14 protein-coding genes are annotated in these 14298 nt (G+C 61.4%); 8 read left to right on the top strand and 6 right to left on the bottom strand.

The window, feature by feature from the left end; all coding sequences use genetic code 11:
- Positions 1 to 2: 2 nt before the first annotated feature.
- Together DBR00_RS06455 and DBR00_RS06450 are read right to left on the bottom strand one after the other, a co-directional pair.
- Positions 3 to 746, bottom strand: a complete 744-nt coding sequence (locus tag DBR00_RS06455; RefSeq protein WP_108489417.1) for an ABC transporter substrate-binding protein — start codon at positions 744 to 746, stop codon at positions 3 to 5.
- Positions 746 to 1591 (bottom strand): SDR family oxidoreductase, encoded by an 846-nt coding sequence (locus DBR00_RS06450; RefSeq protein ID WP_108489418.1) that lies wholly within the window; start codon positions 1589 to 1591, stop codon positions 746 to 748. The genes DBR00_RS06455 and DBR00_RS06450 overlap by 1 nt, the downstream gene beginning before the upstream one ends.
- Positions 1592 to 2100: 509 nt before the next feature.
- On the opposite strand from DBR00_RS06450, the gene DBR00_RS06445 reads away from it, so the two are divergent.
- Complete coding sequence (locus DBR00_RS06445) at positions 2101 to 2844, top strand: ABC transporter substrate-binding protein (protein ID WP_108489419.1); 744 nt, start codon at positions 2101 to 2103, stop codon at positions 2842 to 2844.
- 3 nt (positions 2845 to 2847) lie between these two features.
- Here DBR00_RS06445 and hrpB read toward each other — a convergent pair whose 3' ends face one another.
- Complete coding sequence (hrpB, locus tag DBR00_RS06440; RefSeq protein WP_108489420.1) at positions 2848 to 5394, bottom strand: ATP-dependent helicase HrpB; 2547 nt, start codon at positions 5392 to 5394, stop codon at positions 2848 to 2850.
- A 167-nt stretch (positions 5395 to 5561) separates the two neighbouring features.
- On the opposite strand from hrpB, the gene DBR00_RS06435 reads away from it, so the two are divergent.
- The 6 genes from DBR00_RS06435 to DBR00_RS06410 all read left to right on the top strand — a co-directional run bounded on the left by DBR00_RS06435 (position 5562) and on the right by DBR00_RS06410 (position 9322).
- The gene (locus DBR00_RS06435; protein ID WP_108489421.1) at positions 5562 to 5981 is read left to right on the top strand and encodes a polyribonucleotide nucleotidyltransferase; all 420 of its coding nucleotides are present in this window, start codon (positions 5562 to 5564) and stop codon (positions 5979 to 5981) included.
- Positions 5982 to 6277: 296 nt separating this feature from the next.
- Complete coding sequence (locus tag DBR00_RS06430) at positions 6278 to 7156, top strand: cation diffusion facilitator family transporter (RefSeq protein WP_108489429.1); 879 nt, start codon at positions 6278 to 6280, stop codon at positions 7154 to 7156.
- A gap of 69 nt (positions 7157 to 7225) precedes the next feature.
- Positions 7226 to 7648: an MAPEG family protein gene (locus DBR00_RS06425; RefSeq protein WP_108489422.1), complete on the top strand. Its 423-nt coding sequence runs from the start codon at positions 7226 to 7228 to the stop codon at positions 7646 to 7648.
- A 330-nt stretch (positions 7649 to 7978) separates the two neighbouring features.
- Positions 7979 to 8458, top strand: coding sequence for an Lrp/AsnC family transcriptional regulator (locus DBR00_RS06420; RefSeq protein ID WP_108489430.1), 480 nt, complete (start codon positions 7979 to 7981; stop codon positions 8456 to 8458).
- A 139-nt stretch (positions 8459 to 8597) separates the two neighbouring features.
- Entirely contained in the window at positions 8598 to 8816 is a 219-nt protein-coding gene (locus DBR00_RS06415; protein ID WP_108489423.1) for a DUF2788 domain-containing protein, read from the top strand.
- Between the two features lie 113 nt (positions 8817 to 8929).
- On the top strand, positions 8930 to 9322 hold the full coding sequence (locus DBR00_RS06410) for a globin domain-containing protein (RefSeq protein ID WP_108489424.1): 393 nt from the start codon (positions 8930 to 8932) through the stop codon (positions 9320 to 9322).
- A gap of 79 nt (positions 9323 to 9401) precedes the next feature.
- Here DBR00_RS06410 and DBR00_RS06405 read toward each other — a convergent pair whose 3' ends face one another.
- Positions 9402 to 9971 (bottom strand): pseudouridine synthase, encoded by a 570-nt coding sequence (locus tag DBR00_RS06405; RefSeq protein WP_177479951.1) that lies wholly within the window; start codon positions 9969 to 9971, stop codon positions 9402 to 9404.
- 204 nt (positions 9972 to 10175) lie between these two features.
- On the opposite strand from DBR00_RS06405, the gene DBR00_RS06400 reads away from it, so the two are divergent.
- Entirely contained in the window at positions 10176 to 11210 is a 1035-nt protein-coding gene (locus tag DBR00_RS06400) for an NAD(P)-dependent alcohol dehydrogenase (RefSeq protein ID WP_108489426.1), read from the top strand.
- Between the two features lie 49 nt (positions 11211 to 11259).
- On the opposite strand, the gene DBR00_RS06395 is transcribed toward DBR00_RS06400, so the two are convergent.
- Positions 11260 to 12924, bottom strand: a complete 1665-nt coding sequence (locus DBR00_RS06395; protein WP_108489427.1) for an amidohydrolase — start codon at positions 12922 to 12924, stop codon at positions 11260 to 11262.
- Positions 12925 to 13167: 243 nt separating this feature from the next.
- Positions 13168 to 14292, bottom strand: a complete 1125-nt coding sequence (locus tag DBR00_RS06390; protein ID WP_108489428.1) for an agmatine/peptidylarginine deiminase — start codon at positions 14290 to 14292, stop codon at positions 13168 to 13170.
- Positions 14293 to 14298: the final 6 nt, after the last annotated feature.

Genomic DNA, 14298 nt, shown 5'->3' with positions numbered 1-14298 from the left:
ACTCAGGGCTGACTCACCTGATAACGCAGGGCTGCCTTGCTGATCCAGCCTTCGGCCTGCAACTGCACCAGAGCCTGATTGATCTGCTGGTACTGGGCCTGCAAATTGCGCTGCCGTGAAAAGCCGATGTACAAATCGGTGCGAGCATCTGGCCGGAACCCGGCCTTAACAATTCGCCCCTGCCAGCGAGGGTCACGCAGTTCGTAATCAACTTGGCAATCGGTACCGATCAGCGCCTGCAGGCGACCACGGGCAAGCATTGCCAGTAGCTGCTCCTCGTTATTGACGGCAACCTTACGCAGCTGAGTATCCGAGTCAAAGGGCTCAAAGTAGACCGACTCCAGCACATGACCAATGGTCAGCGCAGCCAGCTGGATATAACTCTGCAAGGCCCTGGCTTGTGCCGGTGCAGCGTAGAAGCGCGGCGCGCAGGCGTAATAAGGCTGCGGCAGGTAGTGGATGTAGACCTCACGTTCCGGGGTCTTCGCCAGGCCGGTCATCAGGTCGGCCTTACCGTTTTCCAGTGCCGCAAGGCCGCGCGCCCAGGGCGCACGCTGAACATTGAAATGCAAGCCTGTGCGAAGGCTGAGCTGATTGAGCACATCAATATCCAGCCCCTGCAATGAACCATCGGCCGCCGGCATGCGAAAGGGCGGCCAGACATCCGTCATCACCAACAATGACGCCTGCTCGGCACGCACCGGCAGGCAGAGCCACAGCAGCACAGTAATACAGAGAGCACGCATCATAACAGGCCATTGCGCTGCGGTTTGAGGCCCGACAGACGCGGCAGAAGAACGCGTTCAAACACCCGCGGGAAAAAGCGCGCCAACACCCGCGCACGCCAGTCGACATTGGACAGCACCAGCAGCCGCCGACGCTTCAGCGCACCCTGATAGATCGCGTCTGCGACATCCTGCGGCGAGGCCACCTTGCCCATGGCAAGAGGCGGCTGAGCGGCCACCGAGCCGTCGCCTACCAGCGCGTTCTTGCGCAGGTCGGTTGCGGTAAAACCAGGACACACCAGCATCACATTGACGCCAGAACCCTTCAGCTCATACCGCAGCGTTTCAAACAACCCATGCAAAGCATGCTTGCTGGCGTTGTATGCGCTGCGGTAGAGCAGTGGCGCAAAACCGGAAAGGGAACTGAGCACAATCACCTGGCCACCGCGTGCAATCAAACTGGGCAATGCAGCCTTGGTGCAGTGCAATGCGCCAAAGTAGTTGACCGCCATGATGCGCTGATACACCGCCAGGTCGGTATCGGCAAAACTGCTGCGATGGGTAATCCCGGCATTATTGACCAGCACGTCAATGCCACCGAAACGCTCGACTGCCAGCGCCATCGCGCGAGCCACTGCATCCGCATCAGCCACATCGCAGAGCACGCCAAGTGCCTCAGCGTTGTGGTGATCGGCCAAGTGCTGCACCAAACTATCGAGCGCCTGCTGCTGCAGATCGAGAATCACCAGACGCGCGCCCGCCTGAGCCAGGCGCATGGCCAGAGCACGACCGATACCGGCACAGCCACCCGTGATTATCACCACTTTGCGATCGAAGACCTTACTGGCAAACACCTTGCGATACATAACCTGTCTCCGGCCCCATCACTGCCAACGTTGTTACTACAACCTGTTCCGGCTGACGTCGCAACAAGGCCGAGCCTGGATGTGCTGACAACCACAAATGCCGACGGGTATCCTTGCCTGGCGGGGGGCTGCGGGTGCATGGCGGCATAATGCGGTGCAAAAGACGGTGAGCCGACCAGCAGAGCAGACTTGCATACCCTCCACTGGCCTCGCCACATCGATCACAACTCTCATCGTCGGCATGCTCATTGAGCATAGTTCACGTGCTGCCGACTCCAGGCACATATCAACCTCGCCAGCAGCCAGATGAGCGCCCTTGCTGCGAAAGAGGGAAAGCCCGGCAGCCCCGGAATTATCGATCATCAGCCTGATGTCACCCACCGTCTGCCGGAACAAGCCTGAGCTTTGTGGCTAATACGCTGGACAAACCGGCCGGCGATTAGCATGCTCACCAATGTGACATTTTTATAACGAAAAGACGGCTAACAGCCGCAGTACGAACCTATTTCATGCCACAACTCATCTACCTCGCGCTAACTGCCATCTTCTATTGCAGTTCCAGCTTCGCCGCACCCGCCGACACACCAAAACCACTGGTGCAAGTGGGTTATTACGAGTTTGCGCCCTACTCCTATACCGATCGTTCGGGCCAACCCCAGGGCGCCATGCTGCAACTGAGCAAACGCCTGCTAGAGCATGCCGGCTATCGTGCAGAGCTGCGTTCCTATCCCAGCGCCCGCCTGTACAACGCCTTGCAGGATGGCAGCGTCCAGGTCTGGCCCGGCGCACCCGGCAAACCGGAGTTGCGCGAACACACTCTGGAAACCCGCGCACTGCTGGGTGAAATCATCCTCAATCTATACTTCCGCCAGGACACGCAAATGCCGCGCCTGCCTGAGGACCTCAAAGGTCGCGGGGTGATCATGATCAGCGGCTACACCTATTGGCACTCGATCAACCGCATGCTCGCCGATCCGCAACTGGGTATACGGCAACACCGCACGGGCACCCACACCGCGGCTCTGGAGATGCTGCAGCGTCGCAGAGGAGACTTTCTCCTGGATTATCAGGCCACCGTGGAACAGGCACGCCAACGCCTGGGCATGTCCGAATTGCCGTTTATCGAGCTGCAACGCATTCCGCTGAAACTGATCGTTTCCCGCCATACGCCAGGAGCCGAAGCGCTGCGTGATGCGCTGGATCGTGCCTATGCCGAGCTGCAAGCGGCGGACGAAGACCTGCGCCTGCCCTGAGACCTACTTGCGCGGTTTGGCTCGTGCAGTGGGTTCGGCGATCAGCGGATCATCCGGCCAGTAGTGTTTCGGGTAGCGCCCTTTTAAATCCTTCTTCACCTCGGCATAGGTGCTGCGCCAGAAGTTGGCCAGGTCTTGCGTGACCTGCACAGGCCGGCGCGCCGGTGACAGCAGGTGCAGTTTCACCACCTGCCGGCCGCCAGCAATACGCGGGGTATCCGCCAGGCCGAATAACTCCTGCAAACGCACCGCCAATACCGGTGGTTGCTCGCTGTAATCCAGACTGATGCGCGAACCGGATGGCACGCTCAGGCTGCGTGGTGCCAGCTCATCGAGGCGTTGCGGCAAAGGCCAGGGCAGTAGGTTGTACAAGATGCCGGACAGGTCCAGGTTGGCGAAGTGACTGAGCCGGGTGACGTTCTCCAGATAAGGTTGCAACCAGGTTTCCAGCGTCGCCAGCAAGGTGGCATCACTGACATCCGGCCATTCAGTGGCGTCCTTGCTGGCCAGATCCAGTGTGCGCAGCAACGCCACCCGCGCCTGCCATTGACGCAGTTCTGGCGTCCAGGGCAGCAGCGCCAAGCCCTTGCGCCGCACCAGGCCGAGCATGGCGCGGCTGCGCTGCTGCGCATCGAGCCCGGGAAGTGGCTCACGCGACAACACCAGCTCACCGACCTTGCGCTGCCGTTCGGCACGCAGAGCGCCTTCGCGCTCATCCCAGTCCAGCACCTCCAGTGTACTGACCTGTTCGGCCAGCACACCCTCGAACAGCTGCGGTTCCAGCTCGGCGGCCAGGTAAATGCGCTCCTCACGCTGGCCCTGGCGGCTGCCCAGGTCAGCCACTACCAACCAGCTGTGTTTCATCAGGCCATCGACTTCGGCAAACAGCGCCGCCCGGCCGTTGGCCAGACGGTATTCCGCCCCGCCGTCACGCCGCTGCTGGGCGATACGATCCGGGTAGGCAAACGCCAGTAACGCGCCCAGCCAGCGCGGATGCTCAGGATCACTGACAGCCTGCGGGCTGGGCCGGCGCTTGAGGTACCCCTGAAACTGCCGGGCCAGCTGCCGGGCCAGCTGCCGAGCGCGCTGCACGCCACTTTGCCCACCACGGCCTACCCGCGCATCACCCGCCAGCAAAGCCAGGCGGCTGTGCAGATCGGCACCCGCACCACGCAGGATGTCACGCTCGCCGAGTAAGGCCGCCAGATCGCAGGCCAATGGGCCAAGGCCTAACGCCTGACCACGCAGCAGCAGATGGGCGATACGCGGATGAGTCGGCAGTTCAGCCATGGCCTGACCGTGAGCGGTCAGTTTGCCTTGAGCATCCACCGCGCCCAGCCGCCCCAATAGCTCCAAAGCCTGGGCATAGGCGGCTGCCGGCGGCGGATCAAGCCAGACCAGCTCGACCGGCTGCACACCCCAGCGCACCAGCTGCAAGGCCAGGCTGGCGAGGTCGGCCTGGAGTATTTCCGCCGCGCCGTAAGCTGCCAATTGCTCATGCTGCGCCTGCGACCACAGCCGATAACAGACGCCCGGCTGCAAGCGCCCGGCCCGTCCGCTGCGCTGAGTGGCGGAGGCGCGGGAAATACGCTGGGTGTCCAGGCGGGTCATGCCGCTGTTCGGGTCAAAGCGCGGCACCCGTGCCAAACCGGCATCGATCACCACCCGCACGCCATCAATGGTCAGGCTGGTTTCGGCAATATTGGTGGCCAGCACTACTTTGCGCAGGCCCGGCGGTGCGGCTTCGATGGCGGCGCGCTGGGCGCTGAGATCCAGTTCGCCATGCAGCGGACAGAGCAGAATGTCGCGACGCCCCGCCAGGGACTCGGCCAACTGTTCATTGAGCCGGCGAATCTCTGCCTGGCCCGGAAGGAACACCAACAGGCTGCCCGGCTCATCGGCCAGCGCCTGCAGCACACACTGCAGCACCTTGGGTTCAAGCCATTCACCCGCCTGCCAGGGCGCACCCCAGCGAATATCCACCGGGAACATCCGCCCTTCGCTGCGCAGCACCGGCGCATCATCGAGCAGGCCCGCCAGCCGCTCGCCTTCCAGGGTCGCTGACATCAGCAGCACCTTCAGCGGCCGTTCATCGGAGTCCGCACCGCGAAACATCGCCCGGCCATTCAGGCACAGCGCCAGCGCCAGGTCAGCGTCCAAACTCCGTTCGTGGAATTCGTCAAAGATCACCAGACCGACGCCTTCCAGCGCCGGATCATCCTGCAGCCGCCGCGCCAGAATGCCTTCGGTGACCACTTCGATACGGGTGCGCGGGCCGACCTTGCTGTCCAGGCGGATGCGATAACCGACGGTTTCCCCCACCGCCTCGCCCAGCTCGCTGGCCAGGCGCTCGGCCGCAGCCCGCGCCGCCAGCCGCCGCGGCTCAAGCATGATGATGGTCTGCCCGGCCAGCCAGGGCTGGTCCAGCAGCGCCAGCGGCACGCGGGTGGTCTTGCCGGCACCGGGCGGCGCTTCCAGCACCGCTTCATCACGCAGGACAAGGGCCTGACACAGCGCAGGCAGCAGCACATCGATAGGCAGGGAATTCATGCAGGCTCCATTCAAGGCGCAGGATTATAACGGCGAACCTGTAGAGCATTGGCGTTGTCTGACCTGTTAGGCATGGCTGCGCGAAATAGCGCTGGCAGCGCCTGACGCAGCGGCATTGCAATACAGGCATTGGTATAGTTGCGCCATTTTTTACATGGAGATGTTCAATGCGCACCCAAACCCGCGTTATCGGTGGCCTTCTCGTCGCCACCCTGCTTACCCAACTGAGCGCCTGTGGCACCCTGTTCTTCCCGGAACGTCGTGGCCAGATCGAAGGCCGCATCGACCCGGTTGTGGCCGGTCTCAACGCCATCGGCATTCTGTTCTATGTGATTCCTGGGCTGATCGCCTTCGGCATCGACTTCGCCACCGGGGCGATCTACCTGCCTGGTGGTATGACTTCCCAGGTGGATCCACAGGATCTGCAAGATGTGGTGGATGCCAACGGTAAGATCGACCCGCTCAAGCTCAAGGCGCTGATCGAAGTGCAAACCGGCCACAGCCTGCCCCTGGATGACCCGCGCCTGATCCAGCACAGCGGCAGTGCGGAGCAGCTGGCAGCCTATGGTCTGCGCCCGGCAGCCTAGTAAACTGTGACAATCCGCTGCGCGTCGGCCCTGCTGCGTTAAAAACAGGCTCGGCAGGCCGCGTGCGGCTAATGCGCGTTAGCGCGACCCGAAGGGCGAGTGAAACGGGTAATACTCATGTACAACAGTACAGTCGCCCGCGACGCCGACCGTTCCTCGCCGGTTTTGACCAGCCGGAGGCTGTTACTACGTAGCGCCTTGCAGGGCTCTAGCTCGCAAGATCGGGAACAGGCTCCACCCTTTTACAGGCACCCTCTGGATAGCCCGTGAACATACAACCGCAACACGCCCGCCTGATGCGCCTGGCGACCTTCGCTGCGTTGGCGGCTGCGCTCACTCTGGCGCTGGCCAAAGCCATTGCCTGGTGGCTCAGCGGCTCGGTCAGCCTGCTCGCCGGGCTCACCGACTCGCTACTCGATGGCGCCGCCTCGCTGCTTAACCTGATCGCCGTGCACTACGCCCTGCGCCCGGCCGATGAGGATCATCGCTACGGTCACGGCAAGGCCGAAGCCCTGGCCGGCTTGGGTCAGGCGCTGTTTATCGGCGCCAGCGCGCTGCTGGTGGGTAGTCACGCCATCGACCGCTTGCTCAATCCCGAACCGATTGGCGCACCGGCCCTGGGTATTGCGGTGATGCTGCTGTCGCTGGCGGTGACCATCGCCCTGCTGCTGTTCCAGAGTCATGTGGTGAAGCTGACCGGTTCCACGGCGATTCGTGCCGACTCGCTGCACTACCGCTCTGACCTGCTGCTCAACAGCAGCATCCTCCTGGCATTGCTGCTGGCCAGTTACGGCTGGCCGCAACTGGACGCTATCTTCGGTATCGGCATTGCGCTGTACATCTTCTGGAGTGCCATCAGCATCGTCCGCGAGGCGGCGACCGTGCTGATGGATCAGGAACTCGATCCGCAGATCAGCACGCAGATGCACAGCCTGGCCTGCGCCGTACCCGGCGTGTTGGGCGTGCACGACTTGCGCACGCGCCTCTCCGGCACCCATTGGTTCGTGCAGTTGCATGTGGAGTTGCCGGGTGAACTGAGCCTGCAGGCTGCACATAGCCTCTGCGAGGCAGTAGAAGCGGCCATTCGCCGGGAGTTTCCTCGCGCCGAAGTACTGGTGCATGCCGACCCCATCAGCGTGGTGAAGCACAGGGCAACAGCACCAACGGACAGCTAGAGCAAATACTCTAAAAATCGTAGACTCCGTTCGCCCCACCCCACAACAACAAGATGAAGGAGCGACCCCATGACCCTGACCGCAACCGCGACCTCCCTGCTCGGCCTGGTGGCCTGGGCCCTGTTACTGATTGTGCTGCTGGTCAACCAGCGCGGCCTACTGGTGCTCAGCGGCAAGATGGCCGTCAATGCCTTCAACCCCGATGGCAGCAACACCCCCGGCAACTTTGGCCAACGCCTGGTCCGTGCCCACGCCAACTGCCTGGAAAACCTGCCACTACAAGCCGCACTGCTGCTTTACGCCATTGCCACTGCGCAAACCGCCATCACCGAACCGCTGGCCCTGCTGCTGCTTGGCGCGCGGCTGTTGCAAAGTTTGATGCACCTGATCAGTACCAGCCCGCTGTTTGTCTGGCTGCGCTTTGCTGCATTCTTCGTGCAACTGGCGATTATCACCTGGTGGTTGCTGCAATTCGCCGGCCTGGCGGGCTGATCAATCACCGGCAACAAAAAAGGGGAAGGCCTGCAGGCCTTCCCCTTTTTTGCGTGTCCGTCATTGTGGCGATGGTAACGCCTTTTCGTCGCCCGCCTGGTTGGGCAGTGCGAACCCGGGTGCCGTGACGATCCGGTGGGATCGGCGGCGACCGCTCACCTGATTGGGCGAGGCGGCTGGACGTGTCGTCCGGGCCTTGAAGTTGAGGTAAAGCTTACGCCTGGCAGCGCAGCGAAAGATTGCGAACATTGCTGATATAACCACCACTTGCGCAATTAATCACCACAAGCGCATGATTAACAGCAATCAGCAAACAAAAGCATGGCAAAGATGAACAGACTTGATCGCTACGACCTGAATATCCTCGCCGAATTGCAGCGCGATGCGACCCTGTCCAACCAGGACCTGGCCGAGCGCATCGGCCTGTCGCCCTCGCCCTGCTCGCGACGGGTTAAGCAGTTGCAGGATGATGGTTACATCCTCGGTCAGGTGGCCCTGCTTGATCGCAAGCAACTGGGCCTGACCCTCACCGCCTACGTACTGATCGGTATGGATCGACACACCCCGGAACGCTTCGAACATTTTCAGGAAGAAATTCGTAAATGCCCAGAAGTGCTCGAGTGCTGCCTGGTGACCGGGATGGATGCCGACTATCAGCTCAAAGTGGTGGTGCCAGATATGGATCATTACCAGAAGCTGCTGCTGGGCACCCTGACCCGCATCGAGGGGGTTTCCAGCGTGCGCTCCAGTTTCGTATTGCAGCAGATCCTTTCCACCACGCAGTTGCCCTTGCAGCACCTGCGCGGCTGATCGCCGCACCCTGAAGGTGGGCGACTGGCAGCATCGACCCTTGCGCGTATAATCGCGCCCCTCAGGCGAGTGTCACAGCACCCGCCCACGCACTGATCTTCGGCGCTCAGCCGAACACCCGCAGGTTTACGAGGCCCGAATGGAAACCGAACAGTTTGAATCCCTGATGATGTACGTCCTGGTGGGCGGGCTGATTCTGTTCATGTTCTTCATCATCTGGGACCTGGCCAAGAAGTCCAAAGCAGGCCGCCTTGGCACGGCAATTCTGTTCCTCACCCTGGGCCTGTGCCTGTTCGCTTTTCTGGCCAAGCCGATCATCACCTACATCATCGAAGCCGCTCGCGGCATTCACGGCTGACAAGACGTCGCGACTGGTCGCATAAACCGGTTTCGCCGCGCGTGCCTTGCCCGCTTGTCTAGCGGCCGCCCCCATTAGTCTGCGGCGTTCAGCCGCCCACCTCAGGAGTACTCATGTCCCCTGCCGATCTGGTGATGCAGAGCTATGGTCGCTGCTGCGCCAGCCCTGACTTCTTCGACAGCTTCTACCGTCACTTCCTCGCCAGTTCGCCGCAGGTACGGGAGAAGTTCACCCATACCGAGATGGGTGGACAGAAGCAGCTGCTGCGTCAGGGCATCCTCAATCTGGTGATGCATGCGCGCGGCATGCCCGATAGCAAACTGCGCGCCCTCGGCGAGTCCCATTCGCGTGCCAAGCTGGACATCCGCCCCGAGCTTTATGACCTGTGGCTCGAAGCCCTGCTGCTCACCATCGGTGAACATGACAAGCAGTGCACCGCTGAAATCCGCCAAGCCTGGCGCGAGGTACTGAACAAGGGTATTGCGATCATCAAGGCCGGTTATTGATCCACGTCATGCCGGCAAACGCCCTTGGGCGGTGCCGTCCTCGCCGGGCAACGTCATGGCGCTGCTGAGCCGGTGCGAATCAATCCAGGCGTGCCGGCACCTCACGCCACTGCCCCGGCTGCAAGCCACCCAGCGTGAACGGGCCGATGGCCACCCGCACCAGACGCAAGGTCGGTAAGCCAACGGCCGCCGTCATGCGCCGCACCTGACGGTTGCGCCCCTCGCGAATCACCAACTCCAGCCAGGCGGTGGGAATGCTTTTGCGAAAGCGCACCGGCGGGTGGCGATCCCATAGCAGCGGCTCATCCAGCAGGCGAGCGTCGGCGGGCAGGGTGGGCCCATCGTTCAACTGCACACCGTCGCGCAGTTGCTGCAATTGCCCTTCGCTCGGCTCACCTTCCACCTGCACCCAATAGGTTTTCGCCAGTTTGTGTTTGGGGTCGGCGATGCGCGCCTGCAGGCCGCCGTCGTTGGTCAGCAGCAATAACCCTTCGCTGTCGCGGTCCAGTCGTCCGGCCGGGTAAACGCCTGGCACATCGACAAAATCCTTGAGCGTGGCGCGGCCCTGCTCGTCATTGAACTGGGTCAGCACATCAAAGGGTTTGTTCAGCACCAGCAAGCGCGGCTCGGCAGGCGGCGCCTTGGCCACGCGACGCACGGCAGGTTTGCCGCTGTATGGGCGAGTGGACGCAGGACGAGGTGGGCGTGACATAGACAATCCAGCAAGCGGTGATGAGGCGGCCAGTGTAACCGAGGCCACGGTTGGACTATCAGCCCGAGTGATCCGCACTGCCTTGGCCGGTGTAGCGGGCTATGCTGGCAAGGTTGTGTTTCCCGTCCCGAGGCCATTGTTATGAGTTCGTCCGAATCCATCGTCGACACCTTTACCGGCTGGGCCGCCAAAGCCCCCGGCGCGCCCCTCGAACAGTTCAGTTATGACCCCGGCCCGCTGGGCGCCGAAGACGTTGAAGTGGCCGTGGAGTACTGCGGCATCTGCCACTCTGACCAGTCGATGATCGACAACGAATGGGGCAATGCACGCTACCCCTTTATCCCCGGTCATGAAGTGGTCGGCACCGTGGTACGTCTCGGCCCGCAAGCACGCGGCCTGAAGCTCGGCCAGCGCGTGGGCATCGGCTGGTACAAGGGCAGCTGCATGCATTGCAGCTCGTGCATGGAAGGCTCGCACCAACTCTGCGGCACAGTAAAACCGACGATTGTCGGCAGCAACGGTGGTTTCGCCGACCGCTTGCGCAGCCACTGGGCCTGGGCCGTGCCGCTGCCAGACGGTCTTGATCCAGCGCTGGTCGGCCCGCTGTTCTGCGCCGGTTCCACAGTGTTCAGCCCGCTGCTGGACTTTGACGTAAAGCCCACCGACAAGGTTGGCGTGGTTGGCATCGGCGGCCTCGGCCATCTGGCGCTGGGTTTCCTCAATGCTTGGGGCTGCGAGGTAACGGCCTTCACTTCGTCACTGAGCAAACAAGAAGAAGCCAAACGCCTGGGCGCACACAAGGTGGTGGCCTCGACTGACAGCGCGGCGCTGAAAGCGATTGCCGGCAGCTTGGATTTCCTCTTGGTCACCGCCAGCGCCGACCTGGACTGGAACGCCATGATCGGCACGTTGCGCGGCAAAGGCCGCCTGCACTTTGTCGGCATTGTGCCCAGCGCCATCCCGGTGCATGTGTTCAACCTGATCCCAAAACAGAAGAGCCTGTCCGGCTCGCCGGTTGGCTCGCCGAGCAACATGGCGACCATGCTGGAATTCTGCGCGCGGCATCAGATCGTGCCGCAGGTCGAACACTTCCCCATGAGCAAGGTCAACGAAGCCATCGACCACTTGCGCAGTGGCAAGGCGCGTTACCGGGTGGTGCTGGACGCCAGCTGCTGATGGTTGTTGTGCCCGCACCAGTGAGCAGTGCGGGCACAACGTTAGGCGATCAAAAATTCTTATGGCGATAGGTTTCCTCACCGCCCAGCAAGGTCCAAAGCACCTTGGCCTGACCAATCTGCTTAATCGGCAAGTCGAAGATGTTCTGATCAAGCACAACGAGATCGGCTTGTTTACCCACTTCCAGCGAGCCGGTGTCCTTTTCCTGGCGCAGGGTATAGGCCGCATCCAAGGTATAGGCCTTAACCGCCGCCTCCAGGCTAGGCAGGCTGCGCGGGCCTAAGCTCAGGGCGTTTTGCATGATGCCCAATGGCGAAACCGGGTTAACGTCCCAGTCAGAGCTAAGGGTTACCCGGGCACCGGCGTCATACAGCTCACGCATAGGCAGCATCGCGTAGGCGCGATCACCAATCATCGGCTCATTGCTCTTCAGGAACGAGGGCTGAAAATAGGGGCTGGGCTGGAAGTCTGCGATGACACCTTGTTGCTTAAAGCGCGGCACGTCACGGCGATCCACCAGTTCAACGTGGGTCAAGCGATGACGCCCGCCAGCCACCGCCGCCGCGAACGCATCCAGTCCATCACGAACAGCCTGATCACCAATGGCATGCACATGCATGTCAAAGCCGGCTTCACTCAGCTCGCGGGTATAGCGCGTCAAGCGCTCGGGCGTGAAGTAGTAAACACCTCGCGAGTCGACTCCGGGCAGGCTTTGCAGATAAGGCTGTTTCATGACCGCGGTGGTGTTATGGATCAGGCCGTCGACATAAAACTTGATCTGTGTGACCCGCAGCAGGCTCTCATCTGAGCCTTCGTCATACAGGGCTTTAAGCGCGTCCAGTTGCTCGTCGTCATCCAGTGTCGGGTAGGCCCAGAGCCCCAAGGTCGTGCGTGCAGTCAATTCGTCCTGATCAGCCGCGCGACGCCAGGCCTCCATATGCCCACGCCGCCAGAATACCCGGGCATCGGCAACCGAAGTGATGCCGTTTTTAGCCAGCTCATCCTGCCCGGCGAGCACCGCCTGATAGTAGACATCCGCTAACGCCCGCGAAGGCGGCAAGGCTTTATCCAGCGCCAGGTCTCCGGCATTGTCCAGCAAGAGGCCAGTGGCCCGCCCAGCCTCGTCACGCAGAATCACACCACCGGCAGGATTCTCGGTTTGGTCATTGATACCTGCCAGCTCCAGCGCCTTGGAGTTAAGCCAGTACGAATGCGACGTTTCTTCCATGATCGCCACCGGCCGTTCAGGAATGATGCTGTCCAGCAGCTCACGCGGGGTGTTCTCATCATCCAGCAGGCTGTGGATCGAAAACCCCCAGCCCAATAACCACTCGCCTGCGTCTTGTTCATTGCATGCCTGGATGTCCACAAGCCACTGCGCAACGTCGTCCTGCGGTGAAACCTGGCAGTCGCCCTGGGCTTCGGAGGAAGCATCCAGAACATGGGCATGGGTATCTTGAAATCCGGGCAACAGCAAACGACCCTGAATATCGACAACCTCGGTGTCGTCGTCGACATACTCGGCCACGTCATCGTCATCCCCGATAGCGAGGATACTGCCGTCATCATCGATCACCATCGCGCTGGCCCAGGGCTGCTGCGCATTGACGGTATAAATCTTGGCGTTGTGCAACAACAGGGTGGCGGATTCATCGGCCACGACCAGACTGCTGCCGAACAGCAGCACCAGCGCCAACGAGCGTGAACTGCGCATTAGAAATGCCCTCTTAGTACGTCCGCGCCAGCCTCATAGCGGACACGGGGTGGTTTCAGAAACCGTTGCCAGCAGCAACAGCCATAACGGTCGGTAAGGCTTTAAAAACATAGCGTGGCAACCATACGGCCGCGAAAAAATTCAGAATGGCTGGCTGAAAAAACAATGCGCATGGCGCAGCGGCACCCGTTCAACACCGTGCCATAAGGGGCTACGCAAAACCCCTTATGGCGCTAAACGCACCTAGACCGCCGGCATGTTTTTGCTCACGCAATGGATGCCACCGCCACCCGCAGCAAGCGGGTCGATATTCACTTGCACCACCGCGCGCCCCGGATACAGCCTGGTCAGCAGGTCCCTGGCGAATGTGTCAGCGGCGGTGTCACCGAACTGCGGCACGATCACCGCGCCATTGATCGGCAGGTAATTGATGTAGCCGGCCGCAAAATCCGGGTTGTTCTGGGTGTAGACGTTGCTGCGTTTCTTCAGGGGTGGCGGCAGGGTGTGTATCGCCAGCTTGTTGCCGTCTGCATCGGTGGCGTTCTTGAGTATCTCAAGGTGGGTGCGGGTAACCGCGTAGTCATAGGACTTAGGGTCATTGTCGAGGTTCGCGATCACCACCCCCCTGGAGGCGAAGCGTGCATAGAAATCGACATGAGCATCCGTGATGTCCTTGCCCTTGATGCCCGGCAACCAGATGATCTTGCGCAGCCCCAGGTTGGCCTTCAACTCGGCCTCGATCTGCGCCCGCGTCCAGCCCGGGTTGCGGTTGCTGTTAACCCAGCAGCTCTCGGTCATGATTGCCGTGCCGTGACCATCCACTTCGATGCCGCCACCCTCGCCTGTCAGCATGCTGGCGACATAGGTGGCCGACGTTTCGTAGCTCAATGCATCCGCCACCTGAGCATCGCTGGCGTGAGCTTGCTTGTTCCCCCAGCCATTGAAGTTGAAATCAACCAGGCCACGCCCGCCTTGACCATCCACCACGAAGGTGCCGCCGTAGTCGCGCACCCAGATATCGTTGAGCGGCATGGTGAGGAACTTGATATTGGTCGTGCCGCACTTGCGACGGGCGAGCGAAAGCTGATTTGCACGGCACAGCACCGTCACCGGCTGATAACGGGCAATGGTTCTGGCCAGCAACGCAATACAGTCATTGACCGGTGCCGCCCAATCCTCCCAGGTTGCCGCCGACGCGGCGAACGCAAGAAAGATGCGCTCTTGCAGCTCGTTTTCGTCGGGCATGTACCAGCTATTACCCAATGCCGCACGCACCTGCGGTGCACTCAGGCCTATACCCATGCTTGCTACGACACCCAAACCTGCAGCGGCTGTCAGTTGCTTGATGAAATCACGACGTGTAGACATTGTTCT

Source organism: Pseudomonas sp. HMWF032, from assembly GCF_003060885.1.
Taxonomy (GTDB): Bacteria; Pseudomonadota; Gammaproteobacteria; order Pseudomonadales; family Pseudomonadaceae; genus Aquipseudomonas.
The sequence above is the reverse complement of the archived record's forward strand: the minus strand, read 5'-3'. Positions and strand labels throughout refer to the sequence as shown.